This is a genomic window from Streptomyces sp. NPDC048142, from assembly GCF_043202835.1.
Classification (GTDB): domain Bacteria; phylum Actinomycetota; class Actinomycetes; order Streptomycetales; family Streptomycetaceae; genus Streptomyces.
Genome location: NZ_JBIDBC010000019.1, coordinates 70,399 through 86,309 on the forward strand (window position 1 = coordinate 70,399; position 15,911 = coordinate 86,309).

14 protein-coding genes are annotated in these 15,911 nt (G+C 70.9%); 5 read left to right on the top strand and 9 right to left on the bottom strand.

The genetic code is table 11. The annotated features are described in order from the left end of the window. Window positions 1–41 precede the first annotated feature (41 nt). Complete coding sequence (locus ACGF2Y_RS23125; RefSeq protein WP_392950549.1) at window positions 42–689, top strand: hypothetical protein; 648 nt, start codon at window positions 42–44, stop codon at window positions 687–689. A 132-nt stretch (window positions 690–821) separates the two neighbouring features. Here the strand turns inward: ACGF2Y_RS23125 and ACGF2Y_RS23130 are convergent, their stop codons facing one another. The 7 genes from ACGF2Y_RS23130 to ACGF2Y_RS23160 form a co-directional block, all read right to left on the bottom strand. Then, complete coding sequence (locus ACGF2Y_RS23130; protein ID WP_392950552.1) at window positions 822–1,469, bottom strand: hypothetical protein; 648 nt, start codon at window positions 1,467–1,469, stop codon at window positions 822–824. A 62-nt stretch (window positions 1,470–1,531) separates the two neighbouring features. Further along, window positions 1,532–2,242, bottom strand: coding sequence for a ribonuclease HII (locus ACGF2Y_RS23135; RefSeq protein ID WP_392950554.1), 711 nt, complete (start codon window positions 2,240–2,242; stop codon window positions 1,532–1,534). A gap of 280 nt (window positions 2,243–2,522) precedes the next feature. Continuing rightward, window positions 2,523–4,367, bottom strand: a complete 1,845-nt coding sequence (locus tag ACGF2Y_RS23140; RefSeq protein ID WP_392950556.1) for a DUF4153 domain-containing protein — start codon at window positions 4,365–4,367, stop codon at window positions 2,523–2,525. 294 nt (window positions 4,368–4,661) lie between these two features. Next, window positions 4,662–5,570, bottom strand: a complete 909-nt coding sequence (locus tag ACGF2Y_RS23145) for an ADP-ribosylglycohydrolase family protein (RefSeq protein WP_392950559.1) — start codon at window positions 5,568–5,570, stop codon at window positions 4,662–4,664. A 12-nt stretch (window positions 5,571–5,582) separates the two neighbouring features. Beyond that, window positions 5,583–6,242, bottom strand: coding sequence for a histidine phosphatase family protein (locus ACGF2Y_RS23150; RefSeq protein WP_392950562.1), 660 nt, complete (start codon window positions 6,240–6,242; stop codon window positions 5,583–5,585). A gap of 260 nt (window positions 6,243–6,502) precedes the next feature. Beyond that, window positions 6,503–7,108 (bottom strand): YdbC family protein, encoded by a 606-nt coding sequence (locus tag ACGF2Y_RS23155; RefSeq protein ID WP_392950564.1) that lies wholly within the window; start codon window positions 7,106–7,108, stop codon window positions 6,503–6,505. A 412-nt stretch (window positions 7,109–7,520) separates the two neighbouring features. Continuing rightward, window positions 7,521–7,997, bottom strand: coding sequence for an NUDIX domain-containing protein (locus tag ACGF2Y_RS23160; protein ID WP_392950567.1), 477 nt, complete (start codon window positions 7,995–7,997; stop codon window positions 7,521–7,523). 221 nt (window positions 7,998–8,218) lie between these two features. Here ACGF2Y_RS23160 and ACGF2Y_RS23165 point away from each other — a divergent pair, with 221 nt between their 5' ends. The 3 genes from ACGF2Y_RS23165 (at window position 8,219) to ACGF2Y_RS23175 (ending at window position 10,788) form a co-directional block, all read left to right on the top strand. Then, window positions 8,219–8,758, top strand: a complete 540-nt coding sequence (locus tag ACGF2Y_RS23165; protein WP_392950569.1) for an ArsR/SmtB family transcription factor — start codon at window positions 8,219–8,221, stop codon at window positions 8,756–8,758. Beyond that, the gene (locus ACGF2Y_RS23170) at window positions 8,755–10,050 is read left to right on the top strand and encodes an MFS transporter (RefSeq protein ID WP_392950572.1); all 1,296 of its coding nucleotides are present in this window, start codon (window positions 8,755–8,757) and stop codon (window positions 10,048–10,050) included. The genes ACGF2Y_RS23165 and ACGF2Y_RS23170 overlap by 4 nt, the downstream gene beginning before the upstream one ends. 201 nt (window positions 10,051–10,251) lie before the next feature. Continuing rightward, a complete protein-coding gene (locus ACGF2Y_RS23175) occupies window positions 10,252–10,788 on the top strand; it encodes a TerD family protein (RefSeq protein WP_392950578.1) in 537 nt (178 codons plus the stop codon). Between the two features lie 146 nt (window positions 10,789–10,934). Here ACGF2Y_RS23175 and ACGF2Y_RS23180 read toward each other — a convergent pair whose 3' ends face one another. Both ACGF2Y_RS23180 and nrdR read right to left on the bottom strand, forming a co-directional pair. Beyond that, window positions 10,935–13,832, bottom strand: coding sequence for a vitamin B12-dependent ribonucleotide reductase (locus tag ACGF2Y_RS23180; protein ID WP_392950581.1), 2,898 nt, complete (start codon window positions 13,830–13,832; stop codon window positions 10,935–10,937). Between the two features lie 173 nt (window positions 13,833–14,005). Further along, window positions 14,006–14,518 carry a transcriptional regulator NrdR gene (gene nrdR / locus ACGF2Y_RS23185; protein ID WP_392950584.1) on the bottom strand — a complete coding sequence of 171 codons (513 nt, stop codon included), beginning with the start codon at window positions 14,516–14,518 and terminating at the stop codon, window positions 14,006–14,008. Window positions 14,519–15,054: 536 nt separating this feature from the next. Here nrdR and lexA point away from each other — a divergent pair. Further along, entirely contained in the window at window positions 15,055–15,852 is a 798-nt protein-coding gene (lexA, locus tag ACGF2Y_RS23190; protein ID WP_010072358.1) for a transcriptional repressor LexA, read from the top strand. The last annotated feature ends 59 nt before the right edge of the window (window positions 15,853–15,911 follow it).

A 15,911-nucleotide genomic window follows, 5' to 3' on the forward strand; every position in this document is an offset into this window, starting at 1 on the left:
CGACCCTGCCCGCACCACGGGCGCGTAGCGAAGGGAGGACCGTGACCTTCGGATTCGCCCCGTCCACAGTCACTTCGGCAGCGGCGTCCTCAGTTTCCGCAGACTCCGTCAACCGCCTTGCCCGGATGCTCGAACCAGCGGAGTGGGCCTCGGCGGGCATACCCCTGCTCCGCAGCCCCCGGGAGGTGGTCAGCGGACTGCACTCCCGGCACCGGCCGGCTCCCGCCACCGCCGTGGTCGCGGTCCTCGATCATGAGGAACGGCTCACGGCGAGCGCCTCGTTCGCCCGCCGGGCGACGGTGGCCGCGGACGGCTGGGAGTTCCGCAATGCCCTGCTGGCGCAGCTGCGGCGCGTCATCCCGCACGATCTGCGCCGCCGTACTCCGGTCCGTACGGCCGTCCTTCTGTACTGCCGTGACGGCGACGAACGGTGGACCGAGGAGGACGGTGCGTGGATGTGGGGTCTCCGGGACGCCTGCACGCTGCACGGGCTCCGTTGCGGGGCCTACATCACGCTCACCCGCGGAGGCTGGCAGGTGCTCGGCGAGGGAAGGGGCGGGCGGCGGCCCAGTTCGCTGTCCGAGCCCACGCTCCTGGCCAACGCCCTTGCCGTCGCCGACCACCGGACCGCCCCGGCCCGGTCGGGCGGCGGAGCGGCGGAGGCACTGCGCCGCACCGCGGCCCGCTGAGTCGGCGCCGACCCGTCCAGCCGGTCCGCCGCTACCGGTCGGCCCCGGTCTCGGCCCGGTCATGGGCGGGAGACCGGCGGTGGTGCCTCCGGCCGCCCGTGCGGGCGGCCGGAGGCACCGGTGGGGCGTGTGTCAGACCCCGGCGCCGAGTGCGGGGTTGATCGTCTGCGGGTCTCCGCAGACGATCAGCAGCGCGGCGGCACGGTCACGTGCGACGGGCAGGATACGGGCCGCCACGGTCCGGTCGGCGTCGTCGTTGACCACGACGACGACCACGGGCCGGGAGCGGGCCCTTTCCGCCGCGGAGACGTCGGCGAAGAAGACGTCGTCGCCGGCGTCGTGCTGGGCCCAGTACGCGGCTTCGCCGAAGGACAGCTCGTGGGCGGCCCACGGGTGCTGCTCGCCGGTGGTGAGCACCAGGATGTCGCCCGGTGCGCGACCGGACTCCAGCAGCAGGTCGACGGCTTCCTCGGCCGCGTCGAGCGCACCGGCTGCCGGGGCCGGGATCAGCTGGATCTGCGGCGCGGAACGATTCTCCGCCGGCTCCGGGCTGGTGGGGGCCGGAGCGACGGGTGCCGCCGGAGCGGGTGTCGCGGGCGCGGGCTGTGCGCGCTGCGCCGGGGGCGCGGGACGCGGGCCCGGACGACCGGGACGCGGGGTGGCCGCGGAACGCGGACCGGGTACGGGACGGGGGGTCGGCGCGGTGCGGCCGGCGGCCGGAGTGACGCGGGGACCCTGGGCGCTCTCGGGAATCTGAGGCTCCTCGGAGATCGGAGGCATGAAGGTGGTCTGTGGCGGACGCCGATGTGGTCGGCGTCGGTAAGAGGGGCGCGTGTGCGCGATCAGAATTCGAAGCCGAGCTGGCCCCCGCTTTCGAGTGCGGCCGCCTCGGCGGAAAATCGGACCTTCTTCAGGTGCTGCCACCGGGGCAGCGCGTCCAGATACGCCCAGGAGAGGCGGTGATGGGCCGTCGGCCCCCGCTCCTCCAGCGCGGCCCGGTGAACGGGCGAGGGATACCCCGCGTTGGCACCGAAGGCGAAGTCGGCGTAGTCCTCGGACCCGGCGCCCAGCTCGGCCATCATCCGGTCCCGGTGCACCTTGGCGATCACCGAGGCCGCCGCGACCGCGATACAGGACTGATCGCCCTTGATCACGGTACGGACCTTCCAGGGCACGCCCAGATAATCGTGCTTGCCGTCGAGGATCACCGCGTCGGGCCGTACCGGCAGCCCCTCCAGGGCTCGCACGGCGGCGAGCCGCAGGGCGGCGGTCATTCCGAGGTCGTCGATCTCCTGCGGCGAGGCGTCGCCCAGCGCGTAGGCGGTGACCCAGCTCTCCAGCACGGGAGCGAGTTCGGCACGCCGCCGGGGGGTCAACAGCTTGGAATCGGTGAGGCCTTCGGGCGGTCGGCGCAGGCCGGTGACCGCCGCACACACGGTGACGGGTCCGGCCCACGCACCGCGTCCGACCTCATCGACACCGGCGACGGTCCTGGCACCGGTGGTAGCGCGAAGCGAGCGCTCGACGGTGTGCGTGGGTGGTTCGTACGGCATGGCGCCAGCCAGCGTACGCCGAGAGCCACGGCAGCAACACCCCGGGGCGCCCCGCATACCGCGAATCGGCCGTCGGAGGCAGGTTCGGAGGCCCCTCGAATCCCCCTGAACCCCCTGAGCCCCTGGGCTCAGAGGCCCATGCGATCAGAAAGCCATGCGATGCGATCGGCAGGCCCGTGGGATCAGAAGGTTCGTGGATCAGAAGGTTCGTGGATCAGAAGGTTCGTGGGCTCAAGGAGCTGGGCCCGGTGGGTCCGGCGGCTCAGGTGGGTCCGGGTGCTCAGTACGGGTCGTAGCCGTCGTCGTCCGGCCCGTATCCGTCGCGGGGCCCGCCCCTGCCCGCGCTGTAGCAGTCACGGCCGTCGCCCTTCACCGGACGCTTCTCCAGGATCTCCTTCGCCCGCGCCTCTCCCCAGCTGGTCGCGTACCAGGGGGTGTCGGCGTGGAGGACCTCGTTCTGGATGATCCGCAGCGCACAGGAGCGTTCCGGTTCGGGCAGCCGGTCCAGGGCCGGTACGGCGTCGGCGGACAGGCCCTTGACGTAGTCGATGTCGATGGCGGTCGAATCGCCGGCCTCGAAGCGCTGGACGTTCTGCTCGGCGACCAGTCCGTCCGGCGAGAGCAGTCCGAAGGCCAGGACCCCGGCGGCCGCACTCACCGCGATGGCCCGCGGCAGGAACCGGGCCCCGAAGATCCCGGCCGCCAGTATCAGGACCAGCACCACCCCGAGCCAGAGCTCCATCGCGGCCACGGATATCCGGAGCCTGGTCAGGCCGTACTCGTCGACGTACAGGTCCATGCGGCGCAGCGCGGAGGCGACGACGACGAGGGTGAGCACGCAGAGGGTCCCGAGGACGGCGCGTACCAGCGTCCGGTCCCGGGCGCCGCCGCGCGGCGCCCAGCGCAGGGCCAGGGCGATCACGAGGAGGGTGAGCAGGGTGGCCCACAGCAGTTGCCAGAAGCCCTGGCGGGCGTACTCGGCGTGATCGAGCCCGGTCTCCGCCCGCACCTTGTCGTAGCCCCCGAGGAGGATGACGAGCTGGAGGGTGATGAACGCGGCGAAGAGCAGGTTGAGCACGATCAGCGGAAGGGCCCATTCGGCCCGCCCTCGGGGCTCGCCGGGCCGTACGGTGAGCCCGTCCCAGCGCACCGGGGCCGCTGCGGCGTACGCGGCGGCGAGCGCACCGGCCAGCCCGAGTGCGAACAGGAGGATCCGCCACGGTCCATCGCCGACCGAAGGCTCGGGCAGGAGGCTGCCCAGCAGGTCGGCGAACGCGGCGTCCGCGCCGGCGAAGAGGGCTCCGAACACCACCAGCAGCACGAGGGCCACCGCCGTGGTGCGCAGGGCGGCGCCCCAGCGTGCCCGGGAACCGTCGGCCCGTGCGCGGATCCCCCGTACGCCCCAGATGATCCCGGGGACGACCGAGTCGAACAGGCCCAGCGAACCGATCAGCACGCCCAGCCAACTGCGGCTGCCGTGCAGCGCCAGCGAGCCGAGCGCGAAGGCCGACACCAGGGCGAGGAAGGTGGGCCAGCCCGCGTCCCGCAGCGCCGGCACCACGAGCAGCGTGAGCCCTCCCACCGCCCAGGTCGCGGTCCAGGGCCGAAGCCGGCGGCCTGCCGAACGCGCGGCGAAGTACGCGGCCAGCGCGGCGGGCACCGCCACGATCAGGAGGTTCGCCCCGAGCCCCTCGCCCAGGAAGAGCGCGCTCAGGACGGCGGTGGCCAGGACCGACCAGAGCACGGCGGGGCGGATCAGCGGCGGAGCGGCCGGCCGGATCCGGGCGGTCACGCCGTCGTCTTCCTTGGCACCGGGCGCCGCCGCGGCGTACTGCCAGGGGCTGCCCGGCCGCGCGGCGCCGACGGTCTGCGCGGCGGACGGCTGCGCACCGGACGGCCGCGCTTCAGCCGGCTGCGCACCGGACGGCCGCGCTTCAGCCGGCTGCGCTTCAGTTGGCTGCGGACCGGACGGCTGCGCTTCAGTTGGCTGCTTCGTGTTCGCTGCCGGTGTTTCGGCGGCCTCGGAGGCCGCCGTCGACGGCTCCGGCGGTTCCGGTGGCCGGGGCGTACCGGCTTCCCTTGACTCCTGTGGCGTCCTGGACGCCTCGGACGGCTGATCGGACATGGGACCCCTCCCCCACCGGGTCCACGCGCGGCCCGGGGCCGTACGCCTGTCCCGGCGTCTCATTCGGCGCCCGCCCCTCAAGAGCAACCAGGTCTCATGATCAACCAGGGGCGGCGTGGGCGAAAGAGTAGTCCCGAACTCGCGTTCGTAAACACTGCACAGACACACAGAGTGATCCTGTGGCAGGACCGTGACAGACGACCGCCGCCCCCGGAGCCGAGGGCGGTCAGCGAAGAGGCGGGACGAAACCGGACAGGCTCAGCGCAGGAACGGGGTCCCCGCACAGGAACGACATCAGCGCAGGAACGGGGTCAGCCACGCCGGCGGTTCCTCCGTCTGTGCCAGCCAGCCGGCGGGCGGCGCTCCGGCCTCGCCCGAGGCGACGACCCCGCCGGCGATGGCGCACGTCGTGTCGACGTCGCCGCCCGCCTGGGCCGTGACCCAGAACGCCTCCTCGTAGTCCCTGAGGCTCCTGGCGGCCGACCAGAGCGCGAACGGCACGGTGTCGTGGGCGCTGGTCCGGCGGCCGTTGCCGAGGACCGCGGCGACCGTCCCGGCGTCCCGGTAGTCCAGCATGTCGCGGGCCCGGCGCAGCCCCGCGCCGACGGCGCTGCGGGGGACGAGCGCGATGACGCCGTCGAGGAACTCCTCGGGGCTCGGCGGCCCGCCGGGGGCGGCGGAGAGCGACGCCGCGGCGGCCACCGCCATCGCGCCGACGACGGCCTCGCGGTGCTGGTGCGTGGTGTACGAGGAGATCTCCGCCTGGTGCGTGGCCTGCTCCGGATCGTCCGCGTACCAGGCGCCGAGCGGGGCGATACGCATCGCCGAGCCGTTGCCCCAGGAACCCTGGCCCTGGAACAGGGCCGAGGAAAGCTCCCGCCAGTCGCCGCCCTCCCGTACGAGCCTGAGGAGCCGGTTGACTGCGGGGCCGTAGCCCCGGTCGAAGTCGTGGTGCTCGGCGAAGGAGCGGGCGAGCGCGTCCTGGTCGATGCGGCCGTGCGCGGTGAGCACGGCGAGGACCGAGCACGCCATCTCGGTGTCGTCGGTCCACTGCCAGGGGCCGGGCGGCAGAGCCCGCTGTTTCAGCAGGGGGTAGTTGGCCGGAACGAAGAACTGGGAGCCCAGGGCGTCTCCCACGGACAGCCCACGCAGGCTGGCCAAGGCGCGTTCGAAGCGCCGCTCGGAAGCAGAATCAACGGTCATCGCCCTGCCACTCTATCCGGTGCGGCCGTACGGCTCAGGGGTCCGCCAGCGCTGAAAGGGCCGGTCGAGGGTGTAGCGGCCGTTCTCGCCCCGCAGCAGGGTCCGCGTCTCGCCGTTTCCCGGGTTGGACAGCGACTCGAACTCCGCGACCGACCAGTGGAACCAGCGCATGCAGAACAGCCGCATCGTCAGTCCGTGGGTGACCAGCAGGACGTTCTCCGGGTGGTCCGGCTCCTCGAAGCTCCGGTGCAGGCTCTCCAGGAACGCCCCGACCCGGTCGTAGACGTCGGCGCCGGACTCGCCCTGGGCGAACCGGTAGAAGAAGTGCCCGTAGGCGTCCCGGTAGGCCTTCTGCAGCCGTACGTCGTCCCGGTCCTGCCAGTTGCCCCAGTCCTGCTCGCGCAGCCGGGGTTCCTCGCGGACCCGGACCTTCGCCGGGTCGAGGCCGAAGGCCCGGAACGTCTCGTGGGTGCGGCGGTACGGCGAGATGTAGACGCTCACCCGCTCCTCGCCGAACTGCTCGCGCAGCCCCTCCCCGGTCTCCCGGGCCTGCCGCAGACCTGTGTCGGTGAGCCGGAGCGCGTGGTCGGGCTCCCGCTCGTACACCGTGTCGTCGGCGTTGCCCACGGACTCGCCGTGCCGGACGAGGACAATGCGCTGCGGTCGTGCCATGCCCCGAGCCTAGATCGAATCGGAACCGGGCGTGTGGTCGGGACCGGGCGTGTGGTCGGGCCCGCGCACGTGGTCAGGACGTGCGTGCGGGTACAGGACCGTGCACGTGTACAGGACCGTGCACGTGTACAGGACCGTGCACGTGGTCGAGGCGGCGCACGTAGCACGTGGTCGAGGGCGTGCACGTAAGTCGAGGCCGGGCCCGTGCGTGTGGTCGAAGCCGTGTGCGTGGTCGAGGGCGTGTGCGCCGCGGCCGTGGGTCACACCGTCCAGGACGGTTCCAGGTCCACGACGTCGCCCGTCAGCTCGATCACGTCCGTCTCGGTCTGCGCGCGGGCCGCCAGCCGCTCGGCCCCCGCCGCGCGGTACTTGCCGCGCTCGGCGCTCGACTTCCACAGGGACAGCGCGAGGAACTCCTGACCGGGCGCCTCGCCGAACACACCGCGCAACATGCCGGGCGATCCGGCCATGGCGGGATTCCACACCTGCTTCTGCATCAGCACGAAGTGTTCGGCGCGCTCGTCGTGCACCCGGCTGTGCGCCACCCTGACCACGTCCGCCTCCGCGAAGTGGGGCTCGAAGCCCGTCTTCACGTCGAAGCGGCGCTCGAAGAGCGTGACCTGCATGTCGCGGAACATGCCCGACTGCCCTGCCGCCAGCCGGTCGTGTCCGCGAGCCATGAAGGAGTCGTAGAAGACGCGGTTCTCCCAGAAAGCGAAGACATGGGCGACGTCGGGGCGCGTCCGGCTCCACCCGCCGCCCTGTCCGCTGAACCCCGGCTCGCCGAGCAGCCCCGCCCACTTCCGCTGTCCCCGTTCGAAACCATGACGGTCCACCACGGAACAGCGAATCCACTTCACCAGCACCGCGCCATCGTACGGCGCGGAACGTGGCACGCGTCACGGTCCCGGCGTGCGCGCCCCGCCGGTCGTTCCGCTCGCACAGTGATCACCATGACGACACCGCACGCCCCCTGTTCGCCGTGCACGCGCTGTCCCGGGGCGCCCCGGGGCGGGGTCCAGCCGTTGCGAGCCGCGTACCGGACGCCGATCGGGAGCGGTACGACACCGACGCGGTCGTCCTCGTGGGCGGCTGCACGGACATCCTGATGCGGAGGGGCGAGACGCGGCTCGGCACGCCGGAGGAGGACCTCGCCGGCGCGGCCGCCCCCGCCAGGACCGAAGGGCCCGAACACCTGGCCGTTTCCGTCGGGTTCGGGGTCGACGCCTGTCCCGGGGTGAGCCACGGTCGTACTCGGTGGATGAGTCCGGTTACTGATTACTGGCTGTCGCCGGTCACGGTGGTCCAGCGCGGATCGATGCGGCCCAGCCATATGTCCTGGTCGTCGGCCAGTGGTTGCTTCAGCGGAAGAGGGAGGAACCGGCAGGCGAAGGTGAGGCCGGCGTCGTCTCCGTCGCCGTTGACGTGGTGGTCCCACGCATCGGGGGTGTCTGCCGGCGCCTGGAGGAAGAAGTAGCTGGTTCGTCGTGGCTGACCCGTGTCGGGATGGGGCTTGTCCTCCACGGCGATCTGCCGGACCACCGTGGCTCCCGGCAGACCGGTCTCCTCGGCGACCTCTCGAAGGACCGCTTCTTCCAGCCCTTCGCCTGACCTGACTCCTCCCGCGGGGACTTGGGTGCCGGCCTCCGTCATACCGACGTGGTCGAACACCAGGACTTCGGGGACGGCGCGATCCCGGATCACGTATGCGGCGACACGGATTCTGGGTCGGGTCGTCCCGGCATGGTCAGTCATCGGTGCCTTTCATGGTGACCGGGGACGTATCGGCTCCAGGTTCTCGTGCAGCGAGGTGAAGCCGCCACCGCGCTCGCGCAGTTCGGCGACCCATGCCGATGAGGTCCTGGCAGCGGAGATGAGGGGCTCGGCGCCAGGTCTCGCGCGCCGGACAGCAGATTTCCGGAAGTCCGTGCGTAATCCTCTTGCGCAATGGTCAAGGTTTGTTGACCATTGCTCGCATGCCTACCGACGATCTTCCCGAGACGTTTCACGTCACCACTGACGAGCAGCTGCGCGCCGTCTCCAATCTCACGCGCCACCGGATCATGGCCGTGCTCCGCTTCGAGCCGACGACGATCACGCAGATCGCCCAACGGTTGGGCCTCGCGAAGGGGAGTTCCAGCTATCACGTGCGACTGCTGGAGCGGGCCGGCCTGGTGAAGGTGGTACGGACGCGGAAGGTGCGGGGGGTCACCGAGCGGTACTACGCGATGGCCGCGCGAGCGATCGCGCTGCCGGATCCGGGCGAAGGAGGGCCGGATGTGCTGATGCGTCATGCGGTGGCGGACCTGGAGGCGTCTCCGGCGGACGGCGAGCGGCATGTGCGGATGGCGCATCTTCGGCTCACCGAGGAGCAGTTCGCGGAGCTGGGGGCGCGGCTACAGGCGTTGGCGGACGAGTACCGCGAGTTGTCCGATCCGGCGCTGCCGGACGCGTCACTCGTCTTCGCGCTGTTCCACCCGGCGACGCGCGAGCAGGCTGAGGGGGGTGCCGAGTGACGTCAGATGTCCGGAAGTCGCCGACCGGTTTCGGACGGCTGTGGGCGGCGCAGACGGTGTCCTCGCTCGGCGACGGGGTGTCGCATGCCGCGCTGCCGCTGCTCGCGTTGACGTTGACGCGGGATCCGATGGCGCTCGCCGCCGTCACGGCCGCCGGGACGCTGCCGTGGCTGCTCTTCGGGGTGCTCGGCGGTGCGCTGGTGGACCGCTGGGACCGTCGGCGCACGATGTGGGTCGCGGACGCGGCGCGTGCGGCGCTGCTCGCGATACCGGCGGCAGCGGCCGTGCTCGACGCGCTGAGCATTCCGCTGCTCGCGGCCGTCGCCTTCCTGCTCGGCCTCGGCGGGTTGTTCTTCGATACGGCCGCCACGGCCTACCTGCCGGATCTGCTCCGCCGCGACCCCGCGCTCCTTGAGCGCGCCAACTCCCGCCTGCGCGGCGCCCAGACCGCCATGTCCGGTTTCGCGGGGCCGCCTGCGGGCGGTGCGCTGCTCGCGCTCGGGCGGGCGGTTCCGCTGCTCGCCGACGCGGTGTCGTTCCTGTTCTCCGCGCTGCTCGTCCGTACCCTGCCCGCCATGCCCCGGCCCGTGCCGGAGGTCCGCGACTCGCTGCTTCGGCAGGCGCGGGCCGGGGCCTCGTACGTCTTCCGGGACCGGGTGCTGCTCGGCCTGGCACTCCGCCCGGCGGTCGGAAACGTCGCCTTCCTCGCGGTGGAGACCGTCCTCGCCCTCTTCGCGCACGACCGCCTCGGCATCGACACCTACGGCTTCGGCCTGCTCCTCACGGCGGAGGCCGCCGGCGGCCTGCTCGGTGCAGGCATCGCCTCCCGCCTTGGCCGACGACTCGGCACCGGCACCGCACTGACCTGCACAGCCACCGTCGAGGGGCTGGCCATCCTGGGGCTGGCCGCTGCCCCGAACCCGTACGTCGCCGGGCTGGCGCTCGCCGTCTGCGGGGCCGGCATGGGCGCCACGATGGTGCTCGCGCCCTCCCTCCGGCAGGCGATCGTCCCCGCCCATCTGATGGGCCGGGTCGCCTCCACCTCCCGCATGCTGGCCATGTGCGCCGCCCCCGTCGGGGCTTTCCTCGGCGGCTGGCTGGCCACCACCTACGACATCCGCACCCCGCTCTACGCCGCCGCAGGCCTCCTCCTGGCGATGACGGCCGTCACGGCATCCATGACCAGCAACCGCCGGGTCGAAGCGGCGCTGCGTGCCGCCGCCCCGGCCGGCGGTCCTGATCACCCGGCATCCAAGGATCCCGCCCGGGAGAACGCGCCCGGCCTGTCGTGACGCGCGGCAGGCGTCACGAGGTACCGCGCACGACCATCGCGCCGATCCCGGCGACCTGGTCGCCGGCGGCCGGCGGGTGGCCCGAATCCGCCGTCCGTGGCCGGGGCAGTTGGTTCCGCGGCCGGTTCCGTACATGATCGGGTGAATCGTGTATCGGGTGATGAGAACGGTCCGCGGGCCGTCGGGCGGGAGGGAAGTCCCTTGAGCACTCCGAACAAGGACATCGAGCAGGTCGAGGTGCGGGTCAAATGGGATCCCAGCCCGCACGGGGAGCCGGCCAACGACCTCGACATCATCGCGGCGACCTACCCGGCCGACGAGCCGTACGGCGCACCCGCCTACCTCGTGCACTTCGACAGCCGCTCGCCGGACGGCACCATCACGCTGAACCGGGACAGCCGGACCGGCCAGGGCTTCGGCTTCGACGAGGTCATGACCATCGAGCTGGACCGGCTGGCGGACAGGTACGGGCGGGTGGTGGTCGGTGTCGCCATCCAGCAGCGCGACGGTCACAAGACCTTCGGCGCCATACGGAGCACGGCGGTGGAGATCGGCGAGGGCTACACGATCCTCACCGAGAACGACTTCTCCGGCGTGGCGTGGGCGACCGCGGCGGTCGTCGGGGAGTTCACCCGGGACGGCTCGGGGCCCTGGGGATTCCGGGCGGGCGTACGCGGCTTCGACGGCGCCCCCGACGCGTTCGCCGCGGTGATGGGCAGCCGGGCCCCCGAAGCGTGACAACGGCTGTTTCCGGACAACCCGGCACGGGGTGTCGGTGACATGCCGAAGGGGACCGGCCGATGGCCGGTCCCCTTCGTGAGCCGTACGTCAGCTATGGATGCGGGCTACGTCGCACGGGGCGTCCGACGCGGTTCCGGAAATCCTCAGCTGCAGCCGCTCGTCGAGCCGCAGCCCTCGCAGATGTAGCAGGATCCGGCGCGCTGCATCTTCGTACCGCAGGAGAAGCAGAGCGGGGCGTCGGCGCTGATGCCGAGCTGCATCTCGACCAGTTCGGCCGAGGTGTGCGCCGTCTTCGGTGCGGGCTTCACGGCGGACTCCTCAGGAGCCGCCACCACCTTCAGGGGCTCGGCGTGGACCGGGGCCGACTGCGCCAGGCTGTCCGCGTCCAGGCCGTCCGCATCGAACGACGGCTCGTAACTGCCGGTGTCCAGGTGACGCTGACGCTCCTCGGCGGAGTGGATGCCGAGGGCCGAGCGGGTCTCGAACGGCAGGAAGTCGAGCGCCAGGCGGCGGAAGATGTAGTCGACGATCGACTGCGCCATCCGCACGTCCGGGTCGTCCGTCATACCGGCCGGCTCGAAGCGCATGTTGGTGAACTTCGAGACGTACGTCTCCAGCGGGACGCCGTACTGCAGACCGACCGAGACCGCGATGGAGAAGGCGTCCATCATGCCCGCGAGGGTCGAACCCTGCTTGGACATCTTCAGGAAGACCTCGCCGAGACCGTCGTCCGGGTAGGAGTTGGCGGTCATGTAGCCCTCGGCGCCGCCCACCGTAAAGGAGGTGGTGATGCCGGGACGGCCCTTGGGGAGGCGCTTGCGGACCGGGCGGTACTCGACGACCTTCTCGACCGCCGTACGGATGGTCTCCTCGGCCTTCGCGGTGACCTCTTCCTTCTCCTTGTCCTTGGTCTTGGCGGAGAGGGGCTGGCCGACCTTGCAGTTGTCGCGGTAGATCGCGAGCGCCTTGACGCCCAGCTTCCACGCCTCGAAGTAGACCTCTTCGACGTCCTCGACGGTGGCCGTCTCGGGCAGGTTCACCGTCTTGGAGAGCGCGCCGGAGATCCACGGCTGGATGGCCGCCATCATCCGGACGTGGCCCATCGCGGAGATGGAGCGCTCGCCCATCGCGCAGTCGAAGACGCTGTAGTGCTCGGTCTTCAGGCCGGGGGCGTCGACCACGTTGCCGTGGTCGGCGATGTGCGCGACGATCGCTTCGATCTGCTCCGGCTGGTAGCCGAGACGGCGCAGTGCCTGCGGCACCGTGCCGTTGACGATCTGCATCGAGCCGCCGCCGACCAGCTTCTTGAACTTGACCAGGGCGAGGTCGGGCTCCAGACCGGTGGTGTCGCAGGACATCGCGAGACCGATGGTGCCGGTGGGCGCGATGACCGAGGCCTGCGCGTTACGGAAACCGTTCTTCGCGCCGAGCCGGATCACGTCCTGCCAGGCCTCCGTCGCGGCGGCCCAGACCGGCGAGTCGAGGTCGTCGACGTGGACGGCCTTGGCGTTGGCGTCGGAGTGCTGCTTCATGACGCGCTGGTGCGGCTCGGCGTTGCGGGCGTAACCGTCGTACGGGCCCACGACCGCGGCCAGTTCGGCGGAGCGCCGGTAGGAGGTGCCGGTCATCAGCGAGGTGATGGCGCCGGCCAGGGCGCGGCCGCCCTCGCTGTCGTACGCGTGACCGGTCGCCATCAGGAGGGCGCCGAGGTTGGCGTAACCGATGCCCAGCTGACGGTAGGCGCGGGTGTTCTCGCCGATCTTCTGCGTCGGGAAGTCCGCGAAGCAGATCGAGATGTCCATCGCGGTGATGACCAGCTCGACGACCTTGGCGAAGCGCTCGGACTCGAAGGACTGGTGGCCCAGTCCGTCGTCCTTGAGGAACTTCATCAGGTTCAGCGAGGCCAGGTTGCACGAGGTGTTGTCCAGGTGCATGTACTCGCTGCACGGGTTCGAGCCGTTGATCCGGCCGGACTCCGGGCAGGTGTGCCAGGCGTTGATGGTGTCGTCGTACTGGATGCCCGGGTCGGCGCAGGCCCAGGCGGCCTCGGCCATCTTGCGGAAGAGGGACTTGGCCTCGACCTCTTCGATGACGTCGCCGGTCATCCGGGCGCGCAGCCCGAACTTGCCGCCCGCCTCGACGGCCTTCATGAACTCGTCGTTCACGCGGACCGAGTTGTTGGCGTTCTGGTACTGGACGGACGTGATGTCGTCGCCGCCCAGGTCCATGTCGAAGCCCGCGTCGCGCAGGGCGCGGATCTTCTCCTCCTCCTTGACCTTGGTCTCGATGAAGTCCTCGATGTCGGGGTGGTCGACGTCGAGGATGACCATCTTGGCCGCGCGGCGGGTGGCGCCGCCCGACTTGATCGTTCCGGCGGACGCGTCGGCGCCGCGCATGAACGAGACCGGTCCCGAGGCGTTGCCGCCGGAGGAGAGGAGCTCCTTGGAGGAGCGGATACGGGAGAGGTTCAGGCCGGCGCCGGAGCCGCCCTTGAAGATCATGCCCTCTTCCTTGTACCAGTCGAGGATCGACTCCATGGAGTCGTCGACGGCCAGGATGAAGCAGGCGGAGACCTGCTGCGGCTGGGGCGTGCCGACGTTGAACCAGACCGGGGAGTTGAAGCTGAAGACCTGGTGCAGGAGGGCGTACGCCAGCTCGTGCTCGAAGATCTCCGCGTCCGCGGGAGAGGCGAAGTAGCCGTTGTCCTCTCCGGCCTTCCGGTACGTCTTCACGATCCGGTCGATCAGCTGCTTGAGGCCGGTCTCGCGCTGCGGCGTGCCGACAGCCCCGCGGAAGTACTTGCTGGTGACGATGTTGACCGCGTTCACCGACCAGAAGTCGGGGAACTCGACGCCACGCTGCTCGAAGTTGATCGAGCCGTCGCGCCAGTTGGTCATGACGACGTCACGGCGCTCCCACGCCACCTCGTCGTACGGGTGCACGCCGGGGTTGGTGTGGATGCGCTCGATACGCAGACCCTTGCTCGCCTTGGCGCCCTTGGTGCGGGAACCTCGTGCCGGGCCGCTCGCCGTCTCTGTCATGCCGCCTCCCATATGTGGGCGAAAACGCCCTGAAGTGCCCAGATCTTCCCAGGCACAATGTGTGTCCGATGCTCCGGAAGCCGTACTCGGCAGCCGGAAGCACATCTCATGTCGCCCTGCCGCCGGTCCGCAGAGATACGTCTGCGGGCGCGGGCGTCCCGGGCGGGTACCGCTCAGTCGGCGGCGATGGCGGGCGCGGGGACCTCAAGGGTCTCTCCGCTCCCGCGGTCCTCCGCGGAAGGCCGCCGCGCACGCAGTTCCACGATGGCGGCCTCGAAGTCTTCCAGGGAATCGAACGCCCGGTACACGGACGCGAAGCGCAGGTACGCGACCAGGTCGAGTTCCTGCAGCGGGCCGAGGATGGCCAGTCCCACGTCGTGGGTGGTCAGCTCGGCGCTGCCGGTGGCGCGCACCGCCTCCTCGACCCGCTGGCCGAGTTTGGCGAGGGCGTCCTCCGTGACGGGTCGCCCCTGGCACGCCTTGCGGACGCCGGAGATGACCTTGGTACGGCTGAAGGGCTCGGTCACGCCGCTGCGCTTGACCACCATCAGCGAGCAGGTCTCCACCGTGGTGAAACGGCGGGAACAGTCGGGGCACTGCCGGCGGCGACGGATCGATGTCCCGTCGTCGGTGGTGCGACTGTCGACGACCCTGCTGTCGGGGTGCCTGCAGAAGGGGCAGTGCATGGCTCCCAACCCTCCTTCACACGCACGACTGAATAGCCTCTTCAGGGCCCTTCTAGGGCCCCTGGAAGCAGCCTCCAGCATAGGCGATGAGCACGGCGCGATTGAACCGAGACCACAACTTCTGGGCGACTGGAGCAATCCAACCACTAGATCTAGGGTTGAGTCGCGTTTCGGGTCCCATCGCGTGTCGCGCGCCGGAACCTCGCCGGGACCTCGCCCGGAGGGCCGACCGCAGCCCGCCCGAAGGCCACTCGGAGGCCACTCGGAGGGAGCGTGGGCCAGAGAAGAGGGTACGGGAATCGCGGGGCCGCCGAGCGCCGGGGCTCCGGTACCCGGGTCCGGATGAAAGACTGGGGAACGGGACCGCGGCGGGTCCCCCACGGAGACCGCTCGCGCTCTCCGCCCTGCTGCTCATACACCTCTCGGCTGCACCACGGCACCCCTTTATTCGTTTTTCACTCGAACGTGTGTTTGGCGCAACCTTTCGAAAGCTACTACCGTTGTCCAGCTAGGGAGAACATTCGAGAGGGGCCGACGTGACCACCACCGCAGACAGTGCCACCATCACCGCCCGGGACCACCGCTCCCAGAGCCGACTTGAGCCGGTGCATGCCATGAATGACTCAGTCACGAACACGGACGGGCCCGAGCCCGCACGCCCGGGACGTTCCATGCCCGGCAGGCCCCCCGGGATCCGGGCGGACAGCTCCGGGCTCACGGACCGGCAACGGCGGGTCATCGAGGTCATCCGCGACTCCGTGCAGCGGCGCGGATACCCGCCCTCCATGCGGGAGATCGGTCAGGCGGTGGGCCTGTCCAGCACATCGTCCGTCGCCCATCAGCTGATGGCGCTGGAGCGCAAGGGCTTCCTCCGCCGGGACCCGCACCGGCCCCGCGCCTACGAGGTGCGCGGATCGGACCAGCCCAGCACCCAGCCGACCGACACGACGGGCAAGCCCGCCGCGTCCTATGTGCCTCTGGTGGGCCGGATCGCCGCCGGTGGCCCGATCCTCGCCGAGGAGTCCGTCGAGGACGTCTTCCCGCTCCCCCGCCAACTCGTGGGCGACGGTGAGCTGTTCGTCCTGAAGGTCGTCGGCGACTCGATGATCGAGGCCGCGATCTGTGACGGCGACTGGGTCACCGTCCGCCGCCAGCCCGTCGCGGAGAACGGGGACATCGTCGCCGCCATGCTCGACGGCGAGGCGACGGTCAAGCGCTTCCGCCGGGAGGACGGTCACGTATGGCTGCTCCCTCACAACGCCGCGTACCAGCCGATCCCCGGCGACGAGGCGACCATCCTGGGCAAGGTGGTGGCGGTGCTGCGTCGGGTCTGAGGAAGTCGGGTCTGAGGAAGTCGGGTCCGAGAAGTCGGGTCCGAGAAGAGCGTCGGTCA